Source organism: Pseudomonas sp. VE 267-6A, from assembly GCF_024126555.1.
GTDB classification, from domain to species: Bacteria; Pseudomonadota; Gammaproteobacteria; order Pseudomonadales; family Pseudomonadaceae; genus Aquipseudomonas; species Aquipseudomonas palmensis.
In genome coordinates, this window is sequence record NZ_JAMYBY010000007.1 from 254,739 (window position 1) to 281,172 (window position 26,434).

21 protein-coding genes are annotated in these 26,434 nt (G+C 62.0%); 9 read left to right on the plus strand and 12 right to left on the minus strand.

Going from position 1 to position 26,434, the window contains the following annotated elements:
• Position 1 precedes the first annotated feature (1 nt).
• On the minus strand, positions 2–1,801 hold the full coding sequence (gene lepA, locus NJH59_RS10590) for a translation elongation factor 4 (protein ID WP_043862028.1): 1,800 nt from the start codon (positions 1,799–1,801) through the stop codon (positions 2–4).
• Positions 1,802–1,979: 178 nt separating this feature from the next.
• Between lepA and NJH59_RS10595 the strand changes: the two genes are divergently transcribed.
• Positions 1,980–3,263 (plus strand): hypothetical protein, encoded by a 1,284-nt coding sequence (locus NJH59_RS10595; protein ID WP_196933238.1) that lies wholly within the window; start codon positions 1,980–1,982, stop codon positions 3,261–3,263.
• 71 nt (positions 3,264–3,334) lie between these two features.
• Here NJH59_RS10595 and NJH59_RS10600 read toward each other — a convergent pair whose 3' ends face one another.
• The 4 genes from NJH59_RS10600 to rpoE form a co-directional block, all read right to left on the minus strand.
• The gene (locus tag NJH59_RS10600) at positions 3,335–4,765 is read right to left on the minus strand and encodes a DegQ family serine endoprotease (protein ID WP_043862030.1); all 1,431 of its coding nucleotides are present in this window, start codon (positions 4,763–4,765) and stop codon (positions 3,335–3,337) included.
• A 249-nt stretch (positions 4,766–5,014) separates the two neighbouring features.
• Positions 5,015–5,980 (minus strand): MucB/RseB C-terminal domain-containing protein, encoded by a 966-nt coding sequence (locus NJH59_RS10605; RefSeq protein WP_043862031.1) that lies wholly within the window; start codon positions 5,978–5,980, stop codon positions 5,015–5,017.
• A gap of 12 nt (positions 5,981–5,992) precedes the next feature.
• Positions 5,993–6,586 (minus strand): RseA family anti-sigma factor, encoded by a 594-nt coding sequence (locus NJH59_RS10610; protein ID WP_043862032.1) that lies wholly within the window; start codon positions 6,584–6,586, stop codon positions 5,993–5,995.
• 31 nt (positions 6,587–6,617) lie between these two features.
• Positions 6,618–7,199 carry an RNA polymerase sigma factor RpoE gene (gene rpoE / locus NJH59_RS10615; RefSeq protein ID WP_010220971.1) on the minus strand — a complete coding sequence of 194 codons (582 nt, stop codon included), beginning with the start codon at positions 7,197–7,199 and terminating at the stop codon, positions 6,618–6,620.
• Positions 7,200–7,648: 449 nt separating this feature from the next.
• On the opposite strand from rpoE, the gene nadB reads away from it, so the two are divergent.
• Complete coding sequence (gene nadB, locus NJH59_RS10620) at positions 7,649–9,265, plus strand: L-aspartate oxidase (protein ID WP_253086758.1); 1,617 nt, start codon at positions 7,649–7,651, stop codon at positions 9,263–9,265.
• Here the strand turns inward: nadB and NJH59_RS10625 are convergent.
• The gene (locus tag NJH59_RS10625; RefSeq protein WP_058540941.1) at positions 9,234–9,686 is read right to left on the minus strand and encodes a protein YgfX; all 453 of its coding nucleotides are present in this window, start codon (positions 9,684–9,686) and stop codon (positions 9,234–9,236) included. The genes nadB and NJH59_RS10625 overlap by 32 nt on opposite strands.
• Positions 9,670–9,927: a succinate dehydrogenase assembly factor 2 gene (locus tag NJH59_RS10630; protein ID WP_043862035.1), complete on the minus strand. Its 258-nt coding sequence runs from the start codon at positions 9,925–9,927 to the stop codon at positions 9,670–9,672. The genes NJH59_RS10625 and NJH59_RS10630 overlap by 17 nt, the downstream gene beginning before the upstream one ends.
• Positions 9,928–10,061: 134 nt before the next feature.
• Here NJH59_RS10630 and NJH59_RS10635 point away from each other — a divergent pair, with 134 nt between their 5' ends.
• Together NJH59_RS10635 and NJH59_RS10640 are read left to right on the plus strand one after the other, a co-directional pair.
• The gene (locus NJH59_RS10635; RefSeq protein ID WP_253086759.1) at positions 10,062–11,003 is read left to right on the plus strand and encodes a folate-binding protein YgfZ; all 942 of its coding nucleotides are present in this window, start codon (positions 10,062–10,064) and stop codon (positions 11,001–11,003) included.
• A 58-nt stretch (positions 11,004–11,061) separates the two neighbouring features.
• Positions 11,062–11,868 carry an HDOD domain-containing protein gene (locus tag NJH59_RS10640; RefSeq protein WP_054914777.1) on the plus strand — a complete coding sequence of 269 codons (807 nt, stop codon included), beginning with the start codon at positions 11,062–11,064 and terminating at the stop codon, positions 11,866–11,868.
• On the opposite strand, the gene NJH59_RS10645 is transcribed toward NJH59_RS10640, so the two are convergent.
• Together NJH59_RS10645 and NJH59_RS10650 are read right to left on the minus strand one after the other, a co-directional pair.
• Positions 11,869–13,251, minus strand: a complete 1,383-nt coding sequence (locus NJH59_RS10645; protein ID WP_043860097.1) for a sensor histidine kinase — start codon at positions 13,249–13,251, stop codon at positions 11,869–11,871. It lies immediately after the preceding gene.
• Positions 13,244–13,915: a response regulator gene (locus NJH59_RS10650; protein WP_043860096.1), complete on the minus strand. Its 672-nt coding sequence runs from the start codon at positions 13,913–13,915 to the stop codon at positions 13,244–13,246. The genes NJH59_RS10645 and NJH59_RS10650 overlap by 8 nt, the downstream gene beginning before the upstream one ends.
• Before the next feature lie 202 nt (positions 13,916–14,117).
• Between NJH59_RS10650 and NJH59_RS10655 the strand changes: the two genes are divergently transcribed.
• The 5 genes from NJH59_RS10655 to NJH59_RS10675 all read left to right on the plus strand — a co-directional run bounded on the left by NJH59_RS10655 (position 14,118) and on the right by NJH59_RS10675 (position 19,561).
• The gene (locus tag NJH59_RS10655; protein WP_253086760.1) at positions 14,118–15,407 is read left to right on the plus strand and encodes an OprD family porin; all 1,290 of its coding nucleotides are present in this window, start codon (positions 14,118–14,120) and stop codon (positions 15,405–15,407) included.
• Between the two features lie 35 nt (positions 15,408–15,442).
• On the plus strand, positions 15,443–16,423 hold the full coding sequence (locus NJH59_RS10660; protein ID WP_043860094.1) for a tripartite tricarboxylate transporter substrate binding protein: 981 nt from the start codon (positions 15,443–15,445) through the stop codon (positions 16,421–16,423).
• Positions 16,424–16,550: 127 nt separating this feature from the next.
• On the plus strand, positions 16,551–17,009 hold the full coding sequence (locus tag NJH59_RS10665; RefSeq protein ID WP_253086761.1) for a tripartite tricarboxylate transporter TctB family protein: 459 nt from the start codon (positions 16,551–16,553) through the stop codon (positions 17,007–17,009).
• 1 nt (position 17,010) lies between these two features.
• Positions 17,011–18,525: a tripartite tricarboxylate transporter permease gene (locus NJH59_RS10670; RefSeq protein WP_043860092.1), complete on the plus strand. Its 1,515-nt coding sequence runs from the start codon at positions 17,011–17,013 to the stop codon at positions 18,523–18,525.
• Positions 18,518–19,561 carry an AbrB family transcriptional regulator gene (locus tag NJH59_RS10675; RefSeq protein ID WP_043860091.1) on the plus strand — a complete coding sequence of 348 codons (1,044 nt, stop codon included), beginning with the start codon at positions 18,518–18,520 and terminating at the stop codon, positions 19,559–19,561. The genes NJH59_RS10670 and NJH59_RS10675 overlap by 8 nt, the downstream gene beginning before the upstream one ends.
• Positions 19,562–19,611: 50 nt before the next feature.
• Here NJH59_RS10675 and NJH59_RS10680 read toward each other — a convergent pair whose 3' ends face one another.
• From NJH59_RS10680 to NJH59_RS10690, 3 genes are all read right to left on the minus strand, one after another.
• Positions 19,612–20,985 carry an autotransporter outer membrane beta-barrel domain-containing protein gene (locus NJH59_RS10680; protein ID WP_253086762.1) on the minus strand — a complete coding sequence of 458 codons (1,374 nt, stop codon included), beginning with the start codon at positions 20,983–20,985 and terminating at the stop codon, positions 19,612–19,614.
• 1,063 nt (positions 20,986–22,048) lie between these two features.
• The gene (locus NJH59_RS10685; RefSeq protein ID WP_058540935.1) at positions 22,049–24,175 is read right to left on the minus strand and encodes a hypothetical protein; all 2,127 of its coding nucleotides are present in this window, start codon (positions 24,173–24,175) and stop codon (positions 22,049–22,051) included.
• A gap of 162 nt (positions 24,176–24,337) precedes the next feature.
• Positions 24,338–26,332 (minus strand): hypothetical protein, encoded by a 1,995-nt coding sequence (locus NJH59_RS10690; RefSeq protein ID WP_100633574.1) that lies wholly within the window; start codon positions 26,330–26,332, stop codon positions 24,338–24,340.
• Positions 26,333–26,434 lie beyond the last annotated feature (102 nt).

Genomic DNA, 26,434 nt, shown 5'->3' on the forward strand with positions numbered 1-26,434 from the left:
CCTAGCTATCCAACCTGAGCACGGCGAGGAAGGCTTCCTGTGGAATTTCCACGTTGCCCACCTGTTTCATGCGTTTCTTACCGGCTTTCTGCTTTTCCAACAGCTTGCGCTTACGGCTAACGTCGCCACCGTAGCATTTGGCCAGTACGTTCTTTCTGAGCGCCTTGACAGTGGTACGCGCCACAATCTGCCCGCCAATGGCGGCCTGGATTGCCACATCGAACATCTGCCGCGGGATCAGTTCCTTCATCTTCTCGGTCAACGCGCGGCCTTTGTAGTGCGCATTGTCACGGTGCACGATCAATGCCAGGGCATCGACCTTGTCGCCGTTGATCAGTACATCGAGCTTGACCAGGTTGGCCGACTGATACCGGTCGAAATGGTAGTCCAGCGAAGCATAGCCGCGGCTGGTGGATTTGAGGCGGTCGAAGAAGTCCAGTACCACTTCGTTCATCGGCAGGTCGTAGCGCACCTGCACCTGGGAACCGAGGAACTGCATGTCGCGCTGTACGCCACGCTTCTCGATGCACAGGGTGATGACGTTGCCCAGGTGCTCCTGCGGCACGAGGATGGTGGCGGCCACGATCGGCTCGCGGAAGTCTTCCACCGACGACACGTCCGGCAGCTTGGACGGGTTGTCGACGTAGATGGTTTCACCGGTCTTGAGCTTGACCTCGAAGATCACGCTCGGCGCGGTGGTGATCAGGTCCAGGTCGTACTCGCGCTCCAGGCGCTCCTGGATGATCTCCATGTGCAGCATGCCGAGGAAGCCGCAACGGAAGCCGAAGCCCAGTGCGTCGGAGCTCTCAGGCAGGTACTGCAGCGACGAGTCGTTCAGGGTCAGCTTTTGCAGCGCGTCACGAAAATCTTCGAAATCTTCGGAACTGACCGGGAACAGGCCGGCATATACCTGGGGCTGGATACGTTTGAAGCCTGGCAGCACTTCCACGTCGGGCGTGGAGCTGAGGGTCAGGGTGTCACCGACCGGTGCACCGTGAATGTCCTTGATGCTGGCGATGATGAAACCCACTTCGCCGGCCTTGAGGTCGGCGGTGGCGGTGTGCTTGGGGTTGAACACGCCCACGCTGTCGACCAGGTGCACCTTGCCGGTGGACTTGACCAGAATCTTGTCGCCCTTCTTGACCCGGCCATGGCGCACGCGCACCAGGGACACGACGCCCAGGTAGTTGTCGAACCAGGAGTCGATGATCAGCGCCTGCAGCGGTGCATCGATGTCGCCGGTAGGGGCCGGAATGGTCTGCACCAGGCGCTCGAGCACCTCGTCCACGCCCATGCCGCTCTTGGCACTGCAGGCCACGGCGTCGGTGGCGTCGATGCCGATGATCTTCTCGATCTCGTCCTTGACACGGTCCGGATCGGCCTGGGGCAGGTCCATCTTGTTCAGTACCGGCATGACCTCCAGGCCCTGCTCGATGGCGGTGTAGCAGTTGGCGACCGACTGGGCCTCCACGCCCTGGCCGGCATCGACCACCAGCAGCGCGCCTTCGCAGGCGGCCAGCGAACGGCTGACTTCATAGGTGAAGTCGACGTGGCCGGGGGTGTCGATGAAGTTCAGCTGGTAGGTGATGCCGTCGTTCGCCTTGTAATACAGGGTAACGCTATGGGCTTTGATGGTGATCCCGCGCTCGCGCTCGAGGTCCATGGAGTCAAGTACCTGCGCTTCCATCTCGCGCGCGGTGAGGCCACCGCACATCTGGATGAAACGGTCGGCCAGGGTCGACTTGCCATGGTCAATGTGGGCGATGATGGAGAAATTGCGGATATGACTCAAATCACTCACGGGTCAACACTCAAAAAGGCTGCGGGGCGAACGCCCGCCGAAAAATAGCCGGGAATTGTACCTTATGAAGGGGCCAGCCGCCACGCCCGCCCCTCCAGTTTCATGGTGCCTGATATTTCTGTCAGTAGATGGCCGCTCGCGCAGACCCGAATATAGGGCACCAGACGGAGAAATGGCCATGGCACATGTTCAACCAGCAGTCCCCGGAAGCCCCGATACGAGCTTTGGTGACAACGGCGAGCGCTCCCTACCGCAAATTGCGGACACCGATCGTTTCATCACTGATGTGGCAATACACGATGACACAATCACCGTGTGTGGCCTGACCGGGGACCACGAGCAGTCCCGCTATACCTTGCTTCGCTTCGATGATAAAGGTGATCTGGACCCGACGTTCGGCAACAAAGGGATAGTGTTCGGAACATTCGACCCGGTGGCCGAATCGGGCGCGGAAGCCATCGTCGTCGATGCCAACGCGAAGATATGGATGCTGGGATGGGTGAACAGCGCCGGCAAGCCCCACAGACTGGTGGTGGCACGTTTCGACGCGCAGGGCGCGCTGGACACCAGCTATGCCTCCCCCCACGGTTACCTTGCCTTGGATCAGGACAACAGCCTTCATCTGAAGCTGCATTCCACGTCACTCCAGCTGCGGGCCGGACACCTGCTCGCCAGTGCTACGCTGGAGTCGGATTGGCTGGCTACCCATGCTTGCGTCTATCGACTGGATCTTGCCGGCAATGCCGGTTTCCCGAGCGGTCAGTTCATCGAGATCACGCACCCTTCCGGGACGGTGCAGATCGCCAATGTCATTGCGCAGGAAAGTACATTTCTCGTTGCCGGAACCTTGCGCAACGGGCCTGAGACCCGAGGCTTCATCGCACGCTTCAGAAACGACGGCACACCCGACCCGTCCTTTGGCGACCGATACGGTTTCAAGCTGTATGAATCCCCGCTGTCGCGCTGGCTGCGCTGGTTGCCGCGCTGGCTCCGCTGGCTTGCTCCGCGTCGAAACGCCAACATCCGCTTCAACACGCTGATTCAACGCCCCGATGGCCACCTGATCGTCGCGGGGAACCTGCCCGGCGAGCGCCCCGAAGACACCAACGCCATGACTTGGCAATTCGATGCCGAAGGTGTGAGGGACGCGACCTATAACCACGGCAACCCGACGGTGCTGACCTTCAACACGCACACCGAAGACGAATGGGAAGCCGCAGCGCTGCACCAGGACGGCAAGCTGGTAGTGTTTGGCCTGGGCGGTCAGCGCATCTACCGTGCCCGCTATACAGTCCATGGCCGACTGGATACTGCCTTTGGCAACCAAGGTATCGCCTTCCAGGACTACCCCAAGGACAGAAAGATGATCGCCGTCGCAATGACGCCCGCCGCCACACTGATTGGCTTGAACAGCCAGCACGCATGGGGTTTCTCCGGTCTTCTGGCACGCTTTCGCAATTGACTGCGCGCCCATGAAAAAGCCCGACGCATCGGCGTCGGGCTTTTTCTTACCGCGACCTTCTCGGTCAGGCCTTACTCGGCCAGCTTGAAGGTGATGAAACTGGCACGGCCCTGACGCAGCACGCGCATCGACACCGAACGGTTCTTCGGCAGTTCCTTGGCGATTTCGGTGAAGTTCTTCGCCGAAAGGATGGCCTGGTTGTTCAAGTGGCTGATGACGTCACCGGGACGCAGGCCGATCATCGCGGCCGGACCATCCTGCACTTCCTTGATGACCACGCCGCCCTTGAGCTCCAGAGTCTTTTTCTGCTCTGCGGTCAGGTCGGCTACCGATACGCCCAGGCGGTTGCTGCTGCGCTCGACGCCGCCATTGGCACCGGTGGTCACGTCCTGATCTTCATCGGGCAGTGCACCGATGGTCACGTCCAGGTTCTGGCGCTTGCCGTTGCGGATGATCTCCAGCTTGGCCTTGGCGCCATCTTTCAGGCCACCGACCAGGTGCGGCAGGTCAGCCGACATGACGATCGGCTGACCGTTCATGCTCAGGATCACGTCGCCCACCTGCAGGCCGCCCTTGGCTGCCGGACCATCTTCCAGCACCTGGGCCACCAGCGCGCCGGCCGGTTTGTCCAGGCCGAAGGATTCGGCCAGGTCCTTGTTGACCTCCTGGATCACCACGCCCAGCCAGCCACGGCTGACCTTGCCGTCCTTTTTCAGCTGGTTGGAAACATCCAGTGCAACATCGATCGGGATAGCGAACGACAGGCCCATGAAGCCGCCCGAGCGGGTGAAGATCTGCGAGTTGATGCCGACCACTTCGCCATTCATGTTGAACAGCGGGCCACCGGAGTTACCCGGGTTGATCGCAACGTCGGTCTGGATGAACGGCACGTAGGTGTCGTTGGGCAGGGTGCGGCCCTTGGCGCTGACGATACCCTTGGTCACCGAGTGATCGAAGCCGAACGGCGAACCGATGGCCAGTACCCACTCGCCCACCTTGAGTTTCTCGGAGTCGCCCAGCTTGACCGTGGGCAGGTTCTTGCCATCGACCTTCAGCAATGCCACGTCGGTACGCGGGTCGGTGCCGACCAGCTTGGCCTGCAGTTCGCTGCGGTCGGACAGGCGCACGATGATTTCATCGGCATCGGCCACCACGTGGTTGTTGGTGAGGATGTAGCCGTCGGCCGAAATGATGAAGCCCGAACCCAGCGACTGGGCCTCGCGCTGACGATCGCCACGGGGTGAGCGCGGGGCTTGCGGCATGTTGCGCTCGAAGAACTCGCGGAACATCGGCGGCAGGCCTTCGAGGTCTGGCATCTGACCCGCAGCATACTTGCGATCAGGCAGCTTCTGCTTGGTACTGATGTTGACCACCGCCGGCGAGGCCTGCTCGACCAGGGTGGTGAAATCAGGCAGGGCTTCGGCCTGGGCGTTGAGCACCTGCCCGAGCATGAGCACGGCGGCGAACAGCGACAGATAGGATTTCAAGCGAGGTATTGACATACGGCTCCCGTCACAACGAGCGTGGTTAAGCAGTAGGGACCAGCCAACGCACAAAGCCCGGCAACATCCTCGAAAGGCTGCGACCAGGCTCGGTGGATCGGCATTGTTGATGCTGCAACAGCAGTAAAGGCCAGCCCCCGAAAGAACTGACCTATAGATAAATCTGAAGAATTTTGCAAATTCGAAGGCTTACGAATCATGTCAACGCCTTGGCGGCCCATCGATCATCAACGCATTACCTGTGGCTCGTCATTGGCTGGCGTGGGCGTCTTGGGCACGCATCGACAAGGCGACCCGCTCGGCCGTACCGATGGGGATCTCCCCTACCACGGTGACCACCACATCACCCTTGGGCGTGGTCAGCCGGCGCGAAACCGCGACCGTCGGGCCAAGCTGGGTACGGGCGTCGATGCCCGAATTGCCTGCAACCGGCTCCAGAAACACCGAGAAGCGTGCCAGGCCATCATCGTACATCAGGCTGCTGACGATGCTCTTGTGCTCCGGATCCTTGCGTACCGCGCTGTTGACCAACTCGAAGCCGGGTGGCAACCAGTCGGAACGCCATCCCGATGCGGCCTCGGCAACCTGCTGAGTGGCCTGGGCCACCGGCTTGCAGTTGCTGCTGGGCTGCAGTTGGGCATCGTCCGGCGCCTTGTCGGTCTCCAACCGGGTGAACTGGAAGCGCTCCAGCAGTTGCTCCTTGTCGTTGAGCAGCAACGACTTGAGGGGCAAACCCGACTGTCGATCCAGGTGCAGCTCGAAGGCATAACGATGCTGATCGCGCGGCCTGAGGGTGATGATCTCGACCTCGCGACCGGCCACCCGGGAGCGCCCTGCCACACTCAGGTCGTACCAGTTCATCAGCTTCAAGGGGTCCAGTACACGGGGCGAAGACTGCGCCGCATTGCCCACTCCGCGGGCCAGGGCGCCGCTCACGCACTGGGTACGTCCATCTACCCGCACAACCTCAAGGGCTGGGCCATCGAGTTGCAACAAGCGTTCACGAACCTTGCCCTCCTGCACCCGATGCCAGATGTCATGGGTGGAAAAGCTGCCGTTACGCTCGTAGACGAAAGTACCCTGATAACTCTGCTGCTGCTCGGCCTTGGCCAGACGGTTGAGCCAGTCTGCGGCATCAGTGGAGGAGTTGGCGGCCAGGGCCGGCACCGACAGACATCCTCCGAGCAAGAGCGGTAGTAGAGTTGGCGCGCGCATGATCCTCCTTACTCAGCGATTTTCCAGGCTGGCCGCACGGGCATAAGGCAGAGCACTTTCAGTCCCTTCCACGGCGGCTTCCTGAGCATGCTGGCGCAGGTAGCCCGGCAGACGTTCGTCCTGCCAGCCGCTTTGACCTTGCAGCACGCCATTGGCCATCGGGCCGGTCGGCTGTTCGGCACTCTCGGTGTAGCCTGCCAGTACTGCCGGGCCTTGCACCTGAGGTACGGTCACGCCTTGCTGCACAGGCTGCTGGGCAGCCAGTTGGGCACCGCTGATGTCGTCCTGGTTGTACAGGCGCACACCTGCCAGTACTGCAACGGTCACCGAAGCTGCAACAGCCAGACGACCCAGGCTGCGCCATGGACCACGGGCAACCTTGACCGGCGTGGCTTCGTCAGCCAGTGCGGCACTGACCGCGGCGGCGATATCCAGTTTTGGCAGCAGCAGTTCCTTGTGCATCGCTGCTCGGGCAACCTGGTAACGCGACCAGGTGGCACGGGTTTCATTGTCGTCGACGGCATTCAATACCCGACGCAACTCCAGTTCGTCCGCTTCGTTATCCATCACCGCGGACAGCGATTCCTGCAAAGCTTCACGACTCATGGCGGTTCCTCTCTTGGCTGTCGCCGCTGTCTCAGGTTTCCTGCAACAACGGCTGCAGGGCTTTATCTATGGCCTCCCGAGCGCGGAAAATTCGAGAGCGCACGGTACCCACCGGACACTGCATGACGCTCGCAATGTCCTCGTAACTCAGACCATCGAATTCACGTAAAGTTAACGCCGTACGCAAATCTTCTGGCAGCTGCTGGATGGTTCGGTGGACGGTGCCCTCGATTTCATCTCGTAACAGCGCGCGCTCTGGTGACTCGAGATCCTTGAGGCCATGATCGCCATCGTAAAATTCCGCATCCTCGGAACTGACATCACTGTCTGGCGGCCGTCGACCGCGGGATACCAGATAGTTTTTCGCCGTGTTGATCGCAATGCGGTACAGCCAGGTATAAAACGCACTGTCGCCACGGAAATTGCCAAGCGCACGGTAAGCCTTGATGAACGCTTCCTGTGCCACATCCTGGGCTTCATGGGTGTCGTGCACAAAACGCACGATCAACCCGAGAATCTTGTGCTGATACTTCAGCACCAACAGATCAAACGCTCGCCTGTCGCCACGCTGCACGCGCTCGACAAGCTGCTGATCCTCTTCCTGGGTTAGCATGAACACTCCTCGGTGGACCTGGAGGAGTGCTGCAGCGGCCATCGTTCAGGCTTGCAACCATAGACTCGGGCTTTTCGCAAAAGTTCTCCCCTCCAAGCAAGTTTCCTGCGGCCCTTGAACGGCTCGCACGAAAAACGCAGCACGGTCACGGCCGGCTGCGTCAATATTCTGGTCTCGTGTACGCAGGCAGAGCCGATATCAGCCCCAGGCCTCCCGTCGCCGCCGCGTCCTGGCATGCAGGCAACCTTCTATGGATAGGCAGGGTTCCAGGAAAGTTCCCACATGCAAGCATCAGGTCGCACCGCACGTCATGGAAATCAGGCCCTCGAGGCTGTTATAAAGGCAACCCAGCCCGTTTCACGATAGTTTCACAATGCCATAAACACCTGACTATTGTGCCGATACCCCCGTCCTTATACTAGTGGTCGCCTCGCTCGGATATCCCTGACATGAGCCAACAATTCCAACATGACGTTCTGGTGATCGGCAGCGGTGCCGCCGGCCTGAGCCTGGCCCTGAACCTGCCGGCGCACCTGCGCATCGCCGTACTGAGCAAAGGCGAGCTGGCCAACGGCTCGACCTTCTGGGCACAGGGCGGTGTTGCCGCCGTGCTCGACGACACCGACACGGTACAGTCCCACGTGGAGGATACGCTCAATGCCGGCGGCGGGCTGTGTCATGAAGACGCGGTGCGCTATACGGTCGAGCACAGCCGCGAGGCGATCCAGTGGCTGATCGACCAGGGCGTGCCGTTTACCCGTGACGAACAGGCCGGCGTCGATGAACGCGGCTTCGAGTTCCACCTGACCCGCGAGGGCGGCCACAGCCACCGGCGCATCATCCACGCGGCCGACGCCACTGGCGCGGCGATTTTCACCACGTTGCTGGAGCAGGCCCGCCAGCGCCCGAACATCGAGCTTCTGGAACAGCGCGTGGCGGTCGACCTGATCACCGAACGGCGCCTGGGCCAGGCCGGCGAGCGCTGCCTGGGGGCCTATGTGCTCAACCGTGCCAGCGGCGAGGTCGACACCTTTGGCGCCCGCTTCACCGCGCTGGCCACCGGCGGGGCGGCCAAGGTCTACCTCTATACCAGCAACCCGGACGGCGCCTGCGGCGACGGGATCGCCATGGCCTGGCGCGCCGGCTGCCGGGTGGCGAACCTGGAGTTCAACCAGTTCCACCCCACCTGCCTGTACCACCCGCAGGCCAAGAGCTTCCTGATCACAGAAGCACTGCGCGGTGAAGGCGCCCTGCTCAAGCTGCCCAGCGGCGAGCGCTTCATGCCGCGCTTCGACCCGCGCGCCGAACTCGCCCCGCGCGACATCGTGGCCCGCGCCATCGACCATGAGATGAAGCGCCTGGGCGTCGACTGCGTGTACCTGGACATCAGCCACAAGCCTGCGGAGTTCGTCAAAAGCCACTTCCCGACCGTGTACGAACGCTGCCTCACCTTCGGTATCGACATCACCACCCAGCCGATCCCGGTGGTACCGGCGGCGCACTACACCTGTGGCGGCGTGATGGTCGACGACCACGGCCAGACCGACGTACCGGGGCTCTATGCCATTGGCGAAACCAGCTTCACCGGCCTGCACGGCGCCAATCGCATGGCCAGCAACTCGCTGCTCGAATGTTTCGTCTACGGCCGCTCGGCGGCAGCCGACATCCTCGCCAGGCTCGACAGCGTGGCCATGCCCCAGGCCCTGCCCTGCTGGGATGCCAGCCAGGTCACCGATTCGGACGAAGATGTGATCATTGCGCACAACTGGGACGAGCTGCGCCGGTTCATGTGGGACTACGTCGGCATCGTGCGCACCAGCAAGCGCCTGCAGCGCGCCCAGCACCGGGTACGTCTGCTGCTGGACGAAATCGACGAGTTCTACAGCAACTACAAGGTCAGCCGCGACCTGATCGAGCTGAGGAACCTTGCCCAGGTAGCGGAGCTGATGATCCGCTCGGCCATGCAGCGCAAGGAAAGCCGGGGCCTGCACTACACCCTGGACTACCCGGACATGCTGCCCGAAGCGCTGGACACTATTCTACGGCCGCCCACCTACGCCGACTGAACTTCAACCGCAAGCGCAGGCGCCGGTGCAGCACCGGTTCCAGCGCATCGGGGGCGATGCACTGGCTCTGGCTGAACAGCCGCCCCGGCCGGCGATAACGCAGCACTACCAGGGCGGGCAAGGCGAGGCTGTCGCGGCGCAGTTGCACCTGCTGCCAGCCCGTGGCCGCGCTGAACAGGTGCCAGCCAGAAGGATCACGGCGCAGGCCGGTGACGGCACGCGGGTGGGTAAGCAGGATATGCCGGGGCACGACCCAGGCTGCGTGTGCCAGGCAAAGCGCCAGGCCAAGCAGGGTCATGTATAGCGAAATGGCCAGCAGGCACAGCGCGATCAGCGCCAGCAACTGGCATGCGAGGTAGGCCGCCAGCAGGACCCGCGAGCCCTGCCAGCGACACTCGAAGCGGTCACTTGGGCTGGACACGGTCCAGGATCATGCGCACCATGCGCTGCAGCTCAGGGTCGTCGGACTCGCTGCGTTCCATGAACCAGCCGAACATGTCCTGGTCTTCACAGGTCAGCAGCCGGACATAGAGCGCGCGGTCGACGTCGTTCAAGGTGCTGTACACCTCCTGGGTAAACGGCACCAGCAGCACGTCCAGCTCCAGCATGCCGCGGCGGCTATGCCAGAAGAGCCGGTTGAGTTCAGATTGTTCGACGACCATGGAGCCCTCCTCAAATTGGCCGCCAGTATACAGGCCGAGCCTGTGAACGGCACAAGGCGTTGGTCTAGGTCGGCTACCTATTTTGCCGACAGCACTCTATGATGATCCCCAGTCCTGATTACCTGCGAAGACCCATGGCCGACTCCGCTTTTTTCTGCCCCCTGTCCCACGAGGGCGTCCTCGCCGTCCGCGGCTCTGACGCCGGCAAGTTTCTGCAAGGTCAACTGACCTGCAACATAAATTACCTCGACGAGCACACCTCCAGCCTCGGCGCGCGCTGCATGGTCAAGGGGCGCATGCAGTCGAGCTTTCGCATCGTGCCCCACGCCGACGGCTTCGTGCTGGCAATGACCCACGAACTGCTCGAGCCGCAACTGGCCGACCTGAAGAAGTACGCCGTGTTCTCCAAGGCCAAGCTCACCGACGAGAGCAGTGCCTGGGCGCGCTTCGGCCTGCAGCATGGCGACAAGGCGTTGCAGGCGCTGGGCATCGAGCCGCCGACGCAAGATGGCGCCATCAGCCGGCACGACCCCCTGTTCGCAATTGCCGTATCGCCGGGCCGCACCGAACTGTGGGTACCGGCCGAACAGGCCGCAGCCGTACGCGAGCAACTGGCCGAGCACCTCGACGAAGGCCCGCTGGACGCCTGGCTGCTGGGGCAGATCCGCGCCGGTATCGGCCAGGTGATGGCCCAGACTCGCGAGCTGTTCATCCCGCAGATGATCAACCTGCAGGCCGTGGGTGGCGTCAGCTTCAAGAAGGGTTGCTATACCGGGCAGGAAATCGTCGCGCGCATGCAGTACCTGGGCAAGCTCAAGCGTCGCCTGTATCGCCTGGCCCTGGCCGAGGGTACTGCTCCGCCCCCTGGCACCGAGGTGTTCTCCCCTACCCATGCCTCCTCGGTGGGTGAGGTGGTGCTGGCCGCCACGAGCGCGCAGGGCAGCGAGCTGCTGGCGGTGCTGACTGCCGATGCGGTAGCAGACGACAACCTGCACCTGGGCAGCCCCGAGGGCCCGCGCCTGCAACTGCTGAGCCTGCCTTACGAACTGGACCGCGATCGCGAAATCCAGCGCTGAGCCCACCTGCCCCGCCGCGTGTGGCGGTGGGGCCCCTGAATGCGCTAGAGAATCCACGATGAACACGCTGGCCCAGATCGTTGAAGCACAATTGCTCAGCGCCATCGACAACGATGACCTGGTGCTGCCGACCTTGCCGGAAGTGGCCCTGAGCATCCGCGAAGCGGCTGAAGACAGCGAGATCAGCGTCAGCACCCTGAGCAAGGTGATCGGCCGCGACGCCGCGTTGTCGGCACGCCTGATCAAGGTGGTCAACAGCCCCCTGTTGCGTGCGGCCACCGAAGTCACCGACCTGCAGACCGCCATCACCCGCATGGGTATCAACTACAGCTGCAACCTGGCCATCGGCCTGGTGATCGAGCAGATCTTCCATGCGCGCTCACCAGTGGTCGAACAGAAAATGCGTGAAATATGGGCCAAGAGCCTGGAAGTGGCCGGCATCAGCTATGAGCTGTGCCTGCGCTTCACCCAGCTCAAGCCCGACCAGGGCGCCCTCGCCGGGCTGGTCCACCAGATCGGCGCATTGCCGATCCTGACCTATGCCGAAGAACACAACGAACTGCTCTCCGACCCGGTCTGCCTGAACCATGTGATCGACCTGATCCACCCGGTACTGGGCGACAAGATCCTCAGCGTGTGGGAATTTCCCGAGCAACTGGCCGGGCTGCCGAGCCTGTCGCAGAACCTGGAGCGCAGCACCGACAAGCTCGACTATGTCGACATCGTGCAGATCGCGCGCACCCTCAGCGATGGCAACGAACATGCCCTGGCGCGCCTGCCGGCGATGCGTCACCTGAAGCTGCCACCCAACAGCCACCTGCAGGTCAGCGAGCTGATCGGCGCCAAGCACATGTTTCGCGCCTGATCAGTCGCCCGGGTTGAAGCTGACCCGAACCTTGAGCCCGCCGCGCTCGCCATCGTGCAGGCTGATCTGCGCCAGGTGTGCGCGGCAGATCTCACCGACGATGGCCAGCCCCAGGCCGGTGCCCTGCGCACTACGCCGATAGAAGCGTTCGAACACCCGCTCGCGCTCCTGCGGGGGAATCCCCGGCCCGTCGTCCTCCACCTCCAGCACCGCCGGGGCCGTCACCCGCAGAATCACGTTGCCATTGGCCGGGGTGTGCGCCAGGGCGTTGTCCACCAGGTTGCTCAGCAATTCGTTGAGCAGCGTCGGCTCGCCGCGTATCCACACCGGCGCCTGTGCTTCCAGTGCCAATGCCACACCCCGTGCATGCGCCAGCGGCGCCATGGCCATGCCCAGCTCGCGGGCCAGCTGGCTGAGGTCGAGCAACTGTGCACCGCCCTCGGCAATGGCGCGCGCACCGTTCTCCACCCGTGCCAGCGACAGCAGCTGGTTGGCCAGGTGGGTCAGCTTGTCGGTGCCCTGGGCCGCCAGTTCGAGCGTGGTGCGCCACTCCTGCGGGTCCTTGGCGCGCAGGCCCAGTTCCACCCGCGCCTTGAGCGCCGCCAGGGGGGTGCGCAACTCGTGCGCGGCGTCGGCGATGAACTGCGCCTGGCGCTCGAACTGGCCCCGCAGGCGCTCGGTGAAGTGATTCAGTGCACGCACCAGCGGCCCCAGTTCGCGCTGAACCTGAACCACCGGCAGGGCGCGCAGGTCGTCGGGCTGGCGTTCTTCCACGGCGCTGCGCAGGCGCTCCAGCGGGCGCAATGCGGCGCTGACCGCAAACCACACCAGCAGCAACGCCCCCATCGCCAGCATGCCCAGGCGCAGCAGGGTATCGGCCATCAGGCTGCGGGCCATGCTCACGCGCGCCTCTTCGGTTTCGGCCACGCGGATCTCCGCCATGCCGTTCATGTTCGGCTCGCTCACCGCCTTGAGCAGGCTGACCACCCGCACGTCCTGGCCCAGGTAGCGCGCATCGTAGAAGCGCGCCAGGGCCGGATAGTCATCGGTACGCGGGGTATCGGGCGGCGGTGCGGGCAGGTTTTCGTAGCCGGAAATCAGGCGTTGATGGATGTCGTTGACCTGGTAGTAGATCCGCCCCGCGCTGTCGTAGGCAAAGGTGTCCAATGCCACGTAGGGCACATCGGCGCTGAGGGTGCCGTCGCGTTGCGAGAGCCCTGCGGCGATGGTGCGCGCCGAGGCCAGCAGGGTACGGTCATAGGCAGTGTCGGCGGCCTCGCGACCGTTCCAGTAGGCACTCAGCCCGCTGGCCACCATCAGCACCACCAGCAGCAGGGCGAGGTTCCACAGCAGGCGCCCGCGCAGGCTGCCGGCGTCACGCATCACGGTGCTCGAGCAGATAGCCCAGCCCACGGAAGGTGACGATCGCCACGGCATGCCCGTCGAGCTTCTTGCGCAGGCGGTGCACGTAGATCTCGATGGCGTCGGGGCTGGCCTCCTCGTCCAGGCCGAACACCTGCGCCGCCAGTTGCTCCTTGCTCATCACCCTGCCAGGGCGGGCGATCAGCGCCTCGAGCACGGCCTGTTCGCGGGAGGTCAGGGCCAACAGCTCGCCCCCCAGGGTGAAGCGCCGGGTATCCAGGTCGTACACCAGCGGGCCGCAGGTCTGCTGGCGCTCGCCACCGAGCACGCTGCGGCGCAGCAGGGCCTTGACCCGCGCCTCCAGCTCGGTCAGTTCGAACGGCTTGGCCAGGTAGTCATCAGCCCCCAGGTTCAGGCCGTGCACCCGGTCCTTGACGTCGCTGCGGGCGGTCAGCATCAGCACCGGCACGGTCTTGCCGCGGGCCCGCAGGCGCGCCAGCACCTCGAAGCCGTCCATGCGCGGCAGGCCCACATCGAGCACCGCCACGGCATATTCCTCGCTGGCCAGGGCCAGGTCGGCAGCAACCCCATCGTGCAGCACATCCACCGTCAGGCCGGTGCTCTTGAGGGCCTGGGCCACGCTCTCAGCCAGTTGCAGATGGTCTTCGACGAGCAGTACACGCATCGATTTCTCCTGGTCGTGTCGCGTTCAATGGCGCGGAGTTTACAGCGCGGCGGGCGCCTGTGAAGCCATCGAAACATTGAAAGGCCACTGAAAGGTTAGCGAAAGGTTGAGCCCCTAGCATCGCCTGACGGCCCGTTGTACAGGCCGTAGATCGAACCGAAGCGTTCGACCCGAATAAGAACAATAACGGAGTCACCCCACGATGCTGTCCACCCAGCCTCAGGCACCTGCGCCTGCCCGTCGCCTGCACCCTCGTCCCTCTGCCATCGCCAGTGCCCTCGCCTTTGTCGGCGTCGCCCCGCTGAGCCAGGCCGCGTTCATCGAAGACAGCACCGCCACCTTCGAAACACGCACCATGTACTTCAACCGCGATTTCCACAACGAGCCCAGCACCACGCAATCCAAGCGCGAGGAATGGGCCCAGGGCTTCATGCTCAACCTGGAATCGGGCTACACCGAAGGCACCGTCGGCTTCGGCGTCGACGCCCTGGGCATGCTCGGGGTCAAGCTCGACTCCGGCAAGGGCCGCACCGGCACCGGCCTGCTGCCGACCCATGACGACGGGCGCGCCGCCGACGAGTACTCCAAGCTCGGCCTGACCGGCAAGGTCAAGGTGTCGGCCACGGAGCTGAAGGTCGGTACGCTGATCCCGCAAACGCCCACCCTGCGCCCCAACGACGGGCGTATCCTGCCGCAGACGTTCGAGGGCGGGCTGCTGACCTCCCAGGAAATCAGGCACCTGACCTTCACCGGTGGCCGCCTTGAAAAGGTCAAGGACCGCAACGACACCAACAAGGAAGACATCGCCCTCAACAACAAGAACGGTCGCTTCCTGGGCACGGCCGAAGGCAACCATTTCGACATGGCCGGAGTGGACTACAAGCTCACCGACCGCATCACCGGCAGCTATCACTTCGCCCAGCTCGACGACGTGTACCGCCAGCACTTCGTCGGCCTGCTCGCGACCCAGCCGTTCGGCCCGGGCACCTTCGGCGCCGATGTGCGTATGGCGTTCAGCGGCGACCAGGGCCAGGCCCGCGGCGGCAGGATCGACAACACCGCCTTCGGCAGCCTGTTCAGCTATGCCCTCGGCGGCCACAAGCTGAGCACCGGCTACCAGCGCCTGTCGGGCGACAGCGCCTTCCCCTACGTCGATGGCGCCGACCCCTACCTGGTCAACTTCGTGCAGATCAACGACTTCGCCCAGGCCGACGAGCGCTCCTGGCAAGTGCGCTACGACTACGACTTCGCCAAGCTCGGCGTACCCGGCCTGAGCTTCATGAGCCGCTACCTCAGTGGCGACAACGTCAGCCGCACCGGCGGTGGCGAAGGCAAGGAGTGGGAGCGCAATACCGAATTCAAGTACGTGGTACAGAGCGGCGCCCTGAAGAACGTCGCCGTGCGCCTGCGTAACGCCACCTTCCGTTCCAACTTTTCCCGCGACGCCGACGAAGTGCGGCTGCTGGTGAGCTACAGCGTGGCGCTTTGGTAATCCGCCCATAACAACAATGTTCACGGAGACTGACGATGACTTTTTCACTGCGCAAGATCGCCCTGGCCACCGGCTGCCTGCTGCTGGCCGGCAACGTGCTGGCCGCCGAACCCAAACGCCCCGAGTGCATTGCCCCGGCCTCGCCCGGCGGCGGCTTTGACCTGACCTGCAAGCTGGTGCAGAGCGCGCTACTCAACGAGAAGATCCTGAGCAAGCCGATGCGCGTCACCTACATGCCCGGCGGAGTCGGCGCGGTGGCCTACAACGCGGTGGTGGCCCAGCGCCCGGCCGACGCCGGCACGCTGGTGGCGTGGTCCAGCGGTTCGCTGCTGAACCTGGCCCAGGGCAAGTTCGGCCGCTTCGACGAGAACGCAGTGCGCTGGCTGGCAGCGGTAGGCACCAGCTACGGCGCCATCGCGGTGAAAAAGGACTCGCCCTACAAGACCCTCGATGACCTGGTAGCGGCACTGAAAAAAGACCCTGGCAAGGTGGTGATCGGCTCGGGCGGCACCGTTGGCAGCCAGGACTGGATGCAGACCGCACTGATTGCCAAGGCCGCCGGCATCAACCCGCGCGACCTGCGCTATGTGGCACTGGAAGGCGGTGGCGAGATTGCCACCGCATTGCTGGGCGGGCACATCCAGGTGGGCAGCACGGACATCTCCGACTCGATGCCGCACATCCAGAGCGGCGACATGCGCCTGCTGGCGGTGTTCTCCCCCGAACGCCTGGACGAGCCCGAGATGAAGGACATCCCTACCGCCAAGGAACAGGGCTACGACATCGTCTGGCCAGTAGTACGCGGGTTCTACCTGGGGCCGAAGGTGAGCGACGAGGACTACGCCTGGTGGAAGGCATCGTTCGACACGCTGCTGGCCTCGGATGAATTCGACAAGCTGCGTGACCAGCGCGAGCTGTTCCCGTTCGCCATGACCGGTGAAGCGCTGGACGTGTATGTGAAGCAGCAGGTAGCGGACTACAAGGCACTGGCCCAGGAATTCGGACTGATCCAGTAACCCATCGCTTCACCTGTAGGAGCCTGCCTTGCCGGCGGATCACCGCGGTCCCGCCAGGTCGGTGGCGCGTCATTCGCCGGCAAGGCCGGCTCCTACGGGTGCAGGTTTGCCCTTCGAGGATTCCCCCATGATCCTGCAACGCCTTTTCGCCCTGACCCTGCTGGCCGCCTGCGCCGCACTGGCCGTCATGGCCTGGCCCTACCAGGCCGCCTTCTCCTACGAACCGGTCGGCCCGCGCGCCTATCCGTTGCTGATGCTCGGCCTGATGGCCATCGCCCTGCTCTACCTGGCGATCCGTCCCACGCCCATCGTGCGCAAGGACGACGAACCAGAGCTGGACCGCGCCAGCCTGATCAAGATCGGCCTGTGCACCGGCCTGCTGCTGGTGTTCGCCGCCACCTTCGAATCCCTGGGCTTCATCCTCAGCAGCGCGCTGATCGGCATCCCCATGGCGCGCCTGTACGGCGGACGCTGGCTGCCCAGTGCGGTCATCGTCGGATTGATGAGCATCGCCCTGTACCTGCTGTTCGACCGCGCCATGGATGTGCCCCTGCCCCTGGGCCTGCTCGACGTTCTGGAGAATTGACATGGATACTTTCAGCTACCTCGGCCAGGGCTTCGGCGTCGCCCTGAGCCCCTACAACCTGGTGACTGCACTGTGCGGCACCCTGATCGGTACGGTGGTCGGCCTGCTGCCGGGCCTGGGCCCGATCAACGGCGTGGCGCTGCTGATCCCCATCGCGTTCGCCCTGGGCCTGCCGCCGGAATCGGCGCTGATCCTGCTGGCCGCGGTGTACCTGGGCTGCGAATACGGCGGGCGCATCAGCTCGATCCTGCTCAACATCCCCGGTGAAGCCTCCACCGTGATGACCACCCTGGACGGCTACCCCATGGCTCGCCAGGGCCTGGCCGGGGTGGCGCTGTCGCTGTCGGCCTGGAGCTCGTTCATCGGTGCGTTCATCGCCACCTGCGGCATGGTGCTGTTCGCCCCGCTGCTGGCCAAGTGGGCGATCGCCTTCGGCCCGGCGGAGTACTTCGTGCTGATGGTGTTCGCCATCGTGGCACTGGGCGGCATGGCCGGCGACAAGCCGCTCAAGACCTTCATCGCCGCCCTGATCGGGCTGTTCCTTTCGGCCGTGGGCATCGACGCCAACAGCGGTGTGTACCGCTTCACCGGCGACAGCATCCACCTCACCGACGGCATCCAGTTCGTGGTGCTGGTGCTGGGCCTGTTCTCCATCAGCGAGATCCTGTTGCTGCTGGAAAAGACCCACCACGGGCACAAGGCCGTGGAAGCCACCGGACGCATGCTGTTCAACCTCAAGGAAGCCGCTTCGGTGTTCGTGGTGAACATCCGCTGCGGCCTGCTCGGCTTCTTCATGGGCGTGCTGCCCGGGGCCGGTGCGACCCTGGCCAGTGCCGTGGCGTACATGACCGAAAAACGCCTGGCCGGTGCCAGCGGCACCTTCGGCAAGGGTGACAAGCGCGGCCTGGCCGCTCCGGAAACCGCCATCGGCGCCTCCTGCTGCGGCGCCCTGGTGCCGATGCTGACCCTGGGCGTACCGGGCTCGGGTACCACGGCGGTGATGATCGGTGCCTTGAGCCTGTACAACATCACCCCCGGCCCGCTGCTGTTCGAACAGCAACCGGATATCGTCTGGGGCCTGATCGCCTCGCTGTTCATCGCCAACATCATGCTGGTGATCCTCAATATCCCCATGGTGCGCCTGTTCACCCGCATCCTGTCGGTGCCCAACTGGGCGCTGGTGCCGGTGATCGCGATCATCACCGCGATCGGCGTGTATGCGGTGCATGCCACCACCTTCGACCTGTTCCTGATGATCGGCATCGGCATCTTCGGCTACATCCTGCGCAAGCTGGACTTCCCGCTGTCGCCGCTGCTGCTGGGCTTCATTCTCGGCGGGCTGATGGAGCAGAACCTGCGCCGGGCGCTGTCGATCTCCAACGGTGAACTGGAGATTCTGTGGGCCAGCCCGATCAGCCTGGGGGTGTGGGCGATGGTCGCGTTGATGCTGACCCTGCCGCTGCTGCGTATATGGCGCCGCCGCAGCGCCCAGCGTCGTGCCCTGGCCGATGTCTGAATCCACCTTGCGCACCTGGTGGGCCACTCCACTGGTCGGCCTGGCCGGCGGATATCTCGCCAGCCTGGTCGGCTGGCCGCTGCCATGGATGGTCGGCTCGCTGCTGGCGGTGATTCTGGTGCGCTGCCTGACGCCCTGGCAGATCGGTGAAATACCCAACGGGCGCAAGTGCGGCCAGTGGATCATCGGCGTCGGCATCGGCCTGCACTTCACCCCCCAGGTGGTCGAACAGGTGGCCAGCCATTTCGGCTTGATCTTCTTCGGCGCGCTGATCACCAGCGTATCCAGTCTGATCGGCGTATGGCTGTTGCTGCGCACCGGTGAAGACCGGGCCACGGCGTTCTTTTCCAGCATGCCGGGCGGCTCGGGCGAGATGGTCAACCTGGGTGCACGCAACGGCGCAGTGCTCAGCCGCGTCGCCGCCGGGCAGAGCCTGCGGGTACTGGCGGTCGTGCTGTGCGTGCCCGCAGCGTTCAAGTTCCTGCTCGGCGACGGCGTACCGTTGAGCCATGCCGGTACGGTGGATGGTTACTGGCTGGCGTTGATCGCGCCGCTCGGGGTGCTGGCCGCACTGCTCTGGCAGCGCCTGCGCCAGCCCAACCCGTGGCTGTTCGGCCCGCTGCTGGTGGCCTCGAGCATCAGCATCGGCGCCAACCTGCACACCGGCCTGCCCGACGGCGCCAGCCAGCTCGGCCAGTGGCTGATCGGCAGCGGCCTGGGCTGTCACTTCAACCGCGCGTTCTTTCGTCGCGCGCCGTCATTTCTGGGCCGTACCCTGGTCGCCACGGCACTGACCATGCTGCTGGCGGGCCTCGCGGCCTGGGCCTTGAGCGCGTTGACGGCGCTGGACCTGCGCTCGCTGACCCTGGGCATGATGCCCGGCGGTATCGCCGAAATGAGCCTGACCGCCGAAACCCTGCAACTGTCGGTACCGCTGGTGACCGCGCTGCAGGTGATGCGCCTGCTGTTCGTGCTGTTTCTGGCCGAGCCGTTGTTCCGGCACTGGGCTGGCGAACGAACATCCGCCAACCCCTGAAACGAGAAAAGGAAGCCGAGGCTTCCTTTTCTTTTCTACTGCTCGCCTGATCAGAAGCGATAGCTTGCGCCGAGGCTGAAGCTGTACGGCATCTCGATGTTCTTGCCGTTCATGTAGCCAGCCTCGCCGTACACCTGGAAGTCCTTGGCGACGGTCCAGGCAACCCCTGCGCCCAGCTCGGCGCGCGAACCGGACAGGTCGTTGTTGAACACGTTGTTGTTCACCTGCACCTGGTTGCGCTGTGCGAACTCATGGGCAAACGCGGCCTTCACATAGGGCTGGATCATGCTGTCGCCGCCCAGCGAGATGGTCTTGCCGAGCGTGGTACCGACCTTGCCCAGCAGCGAGCGGCTGACATCGCCATTGGCGTCAAAGCCGTTGTCCAGGGTGAAGTCCTTGCCGGCCACCGCCGCAGCGGCCACCTGGGCGAAGGGTTCGATGAAGTAGCCATCGTCGAGCTTGATGTGCTTGCCGACTTCGACCGAGGCGCTCATGCCGTGGGTGTCGTAGTCGCCCTTGGTGCGGGTGCCATCGCTCAGGCCGACCTTGGCGTCATTCTGGTAGCGGTTGTACTTGAGCACGCTGTCGACGTAATAGCCGCTCTCAGGGTCCATCCAGGTGGCGTAGCCGCCCACATAGTAGCTGTCGATGCTGCCCGAACTGCCGTAGCTCAGGTTCAGGTCCGAGCGGCTGTGGCCGGCCAGCAGGCCCAGGGTCCAGTTGCTTTCGCCCAGTTGCGCATCGGCCCCGAAGGTCAGCCCGCGCTGGTTCTGCTGGTACCCTACGCCCGACGAGGCGTCGGCAATGTTGTGCTGGTTGCCGTAGGCACGCATCCACACCCCGGCGTTCTTGCCCTGGTTGTAACGCAGTTCCCCCATGCGGCTGCGCAGCGAGGTCATTTCGCCGTAGGCGATGGTGACCGGGGTGTTGAACAGGGCCATGACCGTGCGGGTCATCGGGCTGATGGTGCGGGTTTCCCTGTCCAGGTACCAATCCTGGCCGTCCTTCACCAGCTTGTAGGAGTAGGCACCCAAGTCTACTTCCTGGCGATCGTTGAGCAGGCTGAACTGCGCATCACCCGAGCCCGTATGAACCAGCTGCAGGCGTTCCACGCTGGCGGGGTCGGTACCGCTGGTGCCGACCATCAGCCCATGGGTGCCGCTGGCGTTGCCGGTGACGTTCAGGAAATCGGTGGCGCCGCTGGCGAAGTTTGACGCCATGTAGAACTCGCCATTGCCCGACAGGCTCTGCACATCCAGTTCATAGAACGAGTTTTCGTCGCCGAAGGTGATGCGGCCCCCGGTCATGGCCAGGTCGCCGATGGTGTTGTTGGCGTTCAGGGTCCAGTTGGAGTTGCTGTTGATGTTTACCTGCTGCACACCGTTCAAGTTGCCGGTGAGTTGCGAGCGGTTGTCAAGCGCCAACGACGCGTTGGCACCAGGTGTAACAACTACATCCCCCACCAGAGACGCCTGATCAAGTTTCAGGTTAGCGGTGGCGGTATCAGCAATTTGCACATTGCCGCGCAACGAAGAAGCTGCCACGTTCAGGTTGGCCGTGGCAGGGCCCTGGACCTCAAGAATGACGCCGTTACCACCGTTCAAGGTCGAACCATTTCTAACATTGATTTCAGCGACTGTATCAGTGCGCACCAGAACTGCAGGGCCCGTACCGCCAGTGGCACTGGAGTTATCCAAGGTGAGTGTCGGCGCTTGCGAATTGATGGCTGACTCGCGCCCGATGCGAACTCCGGCCGCTGTACCGTTGAATTGCGTACCGGAAGTAGCGGTGACAGTGCCGCCAAGGATCGCTAGGCCGATGCCGTCGGCATTGCTGCCAGTGACCGTGGTCCCGCTGATGTTCAATGTGCTCCTGGCGGACACCTGGGCCCCCAGCCTAGCGCCGGTAATAGTGCTGTTGCTGACAGTGGCGGTGGACGGTGCGGCCCCTACCCGTGCTATGGCCATCCCGACAGCGCCCGTTGAGGAAACAACTGCCCCATTCACGGTCGCGTTGCTGCCAAACAGGTGCAAGCCGTTGGAACTGCCGCCCGAGATAGTGCCGCCATTGAGCTGCACGGTCGACGCGGTAACACGAATGGCCAACGTGGAAGCATCCTGGGTAGTCAGCACTGCACCATTGACGAGATCATAAGTATCCGGTGCATCTGCAGCGGTAAGTGTCAGCGTCTGGTTATCAACTAGAATGGCCAATGCCTGCTCACTTGCAAGCGCCCATGGCAATAGCATCAACATATTCATAAATACAAATAGCGGCTTTTTTGCGCTTGTTTTATCGATTGTAGTTCGCATGCATGGACCCCTTGAAAAATAATCAGTTGAATTGAGGCGACTGCCTCGACTCGTAACTTCAAAGGTACATAGCCTAGGGGTATTGAATAGTGAGATATGTAGGAAATTTCCTAGGTAGCTTGCATTTAATTCCTCACCAACGCAGCGTGCTGGGGTTTCCCCCAGCACGCGACTGTCAGCTCTGAGGCAGACACAAACCGCCACCTGGCTTACGCAGGGCATAACGCACGGCCGATGCCTGAGAGCTACCCGGAATATTACCGGCCTTTACGATCCGCCAACTGGCGCGGAACGACCCCAATTCATAGTACTTGCCAGGCTGGTCAGCGATTTCGAAGTAAGACTTGAGCAGTGGCAACACACGCTCGATTCGATTTGAAGTAGCCTCTTGATCACTGACAACCACCGGTATTTCCCGCGTCCTGTCAGTGACAACTATTGAACCGGCCTTATCGCTGCACACGCTGAGTGTAATAAATACAAGATCATCTTTGGATAACACTCCCGCACGCTCTGCGATCGCCAACCTGATACCGTCTGGCAAAGGACGAGGACGTTCACAATTCAATATACCCAAAGCGGTCACTGGCGTTGTACCCGGTACATCGCTGCTACCGCCAATGCGATCCGGGAATGTCACTTTTGCAGTTACCGTCACGGTGGCAATACTGACCTCTACGCTGCCATCGACCGCCTGTTGCGGGTTGCCGGTGGTTTCGGTTTCCTGGATTTCGTAACCGATCGCGATGGTGCCATTGCCCAGGCTCTCGACGAAATTCCAGGGAATCGGGATAGAGATGACAGTCCCCGGTGTTTCGCCTGCGGCGATGGTGTGTGTAACTGCATTGTCTTTTCGACCATAGAACAACCGGACGAACTCACCCACTTTCGCATTCTCGTACACGGTAAAGAGCAGAACCGCACCTGAGCCGACATCCGCTGGGCGAATAAAACCAGGTTGTTTCGAACTGTTGCCTTGAGCGCGAACCGGTACCAGCGTGGCGTTGATCGGTCCAGGCCCGACAGGGTCGGGGCCTATGGTGGTCAAGTCAACCGCCACTTCGGTGTCGGGCGATGTCCAGGTGTTCTTGCCACGAATGACGTCATACCATACCCGTACCGCTGGGTCTTTCACCTGGTCATTGGGCAAAGCAATCTCATCCCAGTTAAAGGTGACCCGATCATTCGGCCAGATAATGACTTTTACAGTGTCCTCATCACGGTAATACACCCGAATTTCATCGCCTGCCTGAGCGTTTTTAAAAGCCGGCACGATAGCTTCCACGCCAGTGCGGGCGTCCTCCCGACTAATCGGTGCAGCGGGTACCAGCGGCTTCAGCAGGTCCTCGGGTTCGGGGGTCAGACGCACCGTCAGGTGAACCGGGATGGAAAAGTCCGAGCGATTCCCAGCCCGGTCCTCAAGCTTGTACTGGAGCACCGAAACACCTTCGCCAATCGCTTTGATAGTGTCCTCATCGAGTTCGATGTCGAAGCCATCGTCCTCTGCCTCTGGGGGAACGTCGCCACTGCGAACAGGTACCGGGTTACCAGCGATGTACAACTGATATTTGTCGCCCGGGTAATAATCAAAATAAGGAGGAACATGAAGCGTCAATGTACCGCTGTGCTCAGCAAGGTATTTCAGGGTAACGACGCCATCAGTCACGTCGGCAGGGTACTCGATTGGCGCGGGGTTATCGTTCAACGCGGGGTCCAGCAAATCCAGTGTCAGCAGTTGAATTTCAGATTCTTCTTTGTTGCCCGTCTCATTACTATATACCGAGTACCCAATCAATTTGATACCATCCCCGCCCACTTTCAAACTGTTGAAAGGGATGACGAAACGACCAGGAAGATCGGTGGCAGCAACAGGCACTTCAAACTTGTAGGTATACTGCACACCGTCTTCTACGCCGTTGACAACCGGAACACCATTTACATGCAGAGTTACATAATCGAAACTGCCATCATCCCCCCCCGAAGGCACCCACAATGGAATCTCCAACATTAGCCCCGACTTGAACTGGTCTCGGTGAAAAAGATTGACCTTACCATCGTCTGCAGCAGGCAATACATTATCCATCACAAAATCTTCAACTGCATTCACCCCGCCGACGCTCATCACCCCGAACCCCGTGGGCGCCTTGGCGGCTTTAAGTTCATTACTGTGCGTAACAACTGCTTGAAGACCCTCTTCCAATGCAGTTTTATTATCCTGATCACGCTTGGCCCGGTACTCTGCAATCGCGGGATTTTTTGCCTTGGCGGCTTCACCGGTATTTGCCTTTTCTAAAATAGTCATCTTGACTCTCCATTTCAGGTAGATTTGCTAAACACACAACAGGCACGTGACGTTTCCTCAATCAGCCTGTGCGTCGCTGATTGCTTCATACGTTCGATACTTGCTAATGCCGCTACCACGTTCCTACGTCAGGTGCGAAGTACCTGGCCGATTTAACCGCGGCTAAACGTTGCTACCATCACATACCGAGCCATTCGGAAGTTGTAGCGATATGAAAGTCATCTCCCGATCGGATTCACCACCCTGTCCATCCGCTCTGGCCACTCTGTAATTCACTACTGCAACCCCCTCGACATCCTTGCCATCTGCCTCATTGGCACGCTTAAGGGGTTGTAGGACCAAATCGGCAAAGCGTGTCATCGTAAACATAAAGCCGTTATTAACCTGCGCCGGGGTAGACAGCTTGATGGGATCGAAATAAACAACATCAGTCAGTGATCCCGTGGGGGGCGTTGATGAAGCCCCCTCAAGAGTGCGAAACAGTTGCCAGGACACTTCGACGTTGTCCCCTACGCCCCACAATCCAGGGTTGCCTGGCACGCTGATACGTATACCGTTCCAGGGTTTTTTCTGGCAGTTGATCCACCCCCAGAGCGTGACATCAGGAAATTTTACCGGTTTGAAGCCAACGATTGGCTGGACAGCAACCCGCACATGCGTATCACGGGCACGATGGCGGTTGACGCCATTGAACGTCCAGTAGAACACCGCAATCGCGGGCCCATCTCCCGCAGCCAGCACTGCGGCATAGGGCACGGGGGAAAACCTGACGACGCTGCCTGCGGTATCGCCTGCCTTCACGGTGTAGGTAGCGACCACGTCGGCGTTATTACCCCAATACAATTCAAGTATTTCGCCTGGCTCAGGCACTGCATACAGCGTCACCTCGACAGTGACTGGCAGGTTCATGTCCTGGCGGGTCAGGATGTTGTCACCTGTTCTGCCTTTCACCACTACCGGCTTTAGCAATCGGTGAATAGGATCGGGGCCTTCAGGGTCGGGGCCTGCGACACTCAGGTCTATCTCGAATGCAACTGTTGAGGAGGTTGAGGTGATTTCCCGAGTCAGCGTGTAGTACACCTTGCAAGCAGTGCGCCCCGAAAAGCCATCGGCGGCCAGGATTTCCCACGCCACAGGCAACCTAACGGGCCAGGTGGCGGTGGACGGTACGGTGTAAGGTGCCAATGTGCGTCCATTCCAATAGGCTTGCAGGGTGTCCCCAGTACGCGCGTCTACGATACGTGGAATATGCACCTGCACACCGCGACGGGCGTCCTCAAGGTCGACCAAACCATCTTCAGCCAGCGGCACCTGAGGCGCAGGCAGCACAATTGGCTGCGCCACATTCACGGTCAGGGGCAAGGACAAGGAGATGGCTCCCCGATTGCTAGCGCGATCCATCAGCCAGTAGTAGAGCACTCGCGAACCGTTGGCTTTCCTGCGAACATCGTCGCCCCTGATCGTCAACTCGACAAAGCCCTGATCCTTGTGCGACTGCTGGATCTGCAGCCTCGCCAGGGGGTCGAACAGGGGGCCTTTCGACGGTTCAAGGAAGACTTCGATCACATCCTCCAACCGCACGTCCGGCCACAGCTCGACCCTGACGATAACCCTGTCGTTGTTGCGTACCAGGTAAGCTTGATCGATGGTGCGCGTGTTTTCATTCAATGCGGGGGGATTACCGGCTTGGCCGTTGTTGGGGGCGGTCTTGTCAAGAAACACTGCGGCGGGCTGGGAGGTCTCCGGGTTGAGTACCTCTGTGATCCATACCCGGTAGGAAACGTAGAAGATTCCTTGAGTGCGCAGGTAGGGCTCAGGTATAGCCGCATCCAGCGGAAAAAGGTCTGCGGGATCGGCCGTCATTGGCACTTCCCAGCTTCCAACCACTACACCGTTTTCAGCCCCACTCGATACGGCGCTGCCCCATATCAGATCAAAATGCAGTATTGCGCCATCAAAATAGTCTTGTTCGTAACCTGGCCAGGCACTCTCGATGAGAACTGCCAGCGGCCGGGTCTGATTGGCCAGTGGAATTGTATACACCCCTGCCTCGTCGGCCAGCAGAGGCAGTGCAGCAGGAACCCGCAATGTAGGCAGAATCAAAATACCGATCGATTGGCCGCTGCGGCCTGACCCCATCATGCTCAGTTTGGTCATCTGCGTATTCCTCGGGCCTGGTGGTCAAAACCATTTCAGGGCGCTGCTCGACTCTCACCTCTCACAGCCATGGCGCAAATGTAATGGCGGAATACGCTTCGC

Bases quoted from the DNA above. Each gene is read 5' to 3' on its own strand.
- NJH59_RS10595 (WP_196933238.1), top strand. From the start codon at position 1,980: ATGGCACATGTTCAACCAGCAGTCCCCGGAAGCCCCGATACGAGCTTT.
- NJH59_RS10600 (WP_043862030.1), bottom strand. From the start codon at position 4,765: ATGTCAATACCTCGCTTGAAATCCTATCTGTCGCTGTTCGCCGCCGTG.
- NJH59_RS10605 (WP_043862031.1), bottom strand. From the start codon at position 5,980: ATGCGCGCGCCAACTCTACTACCGCTCTTGCTCGGAGGATGTCTGTCG.
- NJH59_RS10610 (WP_043862032.1), bottom strand. From the start codon at position 6,586: ATGAGTCGTGAAGCTTTGCAGGAATCGCTGTCCGCGGTGATGGATAAC.
- rpoE (WP_010220971.1), bottom strand. From the start codon at position 7,199: ATGCTAACCCAGGAAGAGGATCAGCAGCTTGTCGAGCGCGTGCAGCGT.
- nadB (WP_253086758.1), top strand. From the start codon at position 7,649: ATGAGCCAACAATTCCAACATGACGTTCTGGTGATCGGCAGCGGTGCC.
- NJH59_RS10630 (WP_043862035.1), bottom strand. From the start codon at position 9,927: ATGGTCGTCGAACAATCTGAACTCAACCGGCTCTTCTGGCATAGCCGC.
- NJH59_RS10635 (WP_253086759.1), top strand. From the start codon at position 10,062: ATGGCCGACTCCGCTTTTTTCTGCCCCCTGTCCCACGAGGGCGTCCTC.
- NJH59_RS10640 (WP_054914777.1), top strand. From the start codon at position 11,062: ATGAACACGCTGGCCCAGATCGTTGAAGCACAATTGCTCAGCGCCATC.
- NJH59_RS10645 (WP_043860097.1), bottom strand. From the start codon at position 13,251: ATGCGTGACGCCGGCAGCCTGCGCGGGCGCCTGCTGTGGAACCTCGCC.
- NJH59_RS10650 (WP_043860096.1), bottom strand. From the start codon at position 13,915: ATGCGTGTACTGCTCGTCGAAGACCATCTGCAACTGGCTGAGAGCGTG.
- NJH59_RS10655 (WP_253086760.1), top strand. From the start codon at position 14,118: ATGCTGTCCACCCAGCCTCAGGCACCTGCGCCTGCCCGTCGCCTGCAC.
- NJH59_RS10660 (WP_043860094.1), top strand. From the start codon at position 15,443: ATGACTTTTTCACTGCGCAAGATCGCCCTGGCCACCGGCTGCCTGCTG.
- NJH59_RS10665 (WP_253086761.1), top strand. From the start codon at position 16,551: ATGATCCTGCAACGCCTTTTCGCCCTGACCCTGCTGGCCGCCTGCGCC.
- NJH59_RS10670 (WP_043860092.1), top strand. From the start codon at position 17,011: ATGGATACTTTCAGCTACCTCGGCCAGGGCTTCGGCGTCGCCCTGAGC.
- NJH59_RS10675 (WP_043860091.1), top strand. From the start codon at position 18,518: ATGTCTGAATCCACCTTGCGCACCTGGTGGGCCACTCCACTGGTCGGC.
- NJH59_RS10685 (WP_058540935.1), bottom strand. From the start codon at position 24,175: ATGACTATTTTAGAAAAGGCAAATACCGGTGAAGCCGCCAAGGCAAAA.
- NJH59_RS10690 (WP_100633574.1), bottom strand. From the start codon at position 26,332: ATGACCAAACTGAGCATGATGGGGTCAGGCCGCAGCGGCCAATCGATC.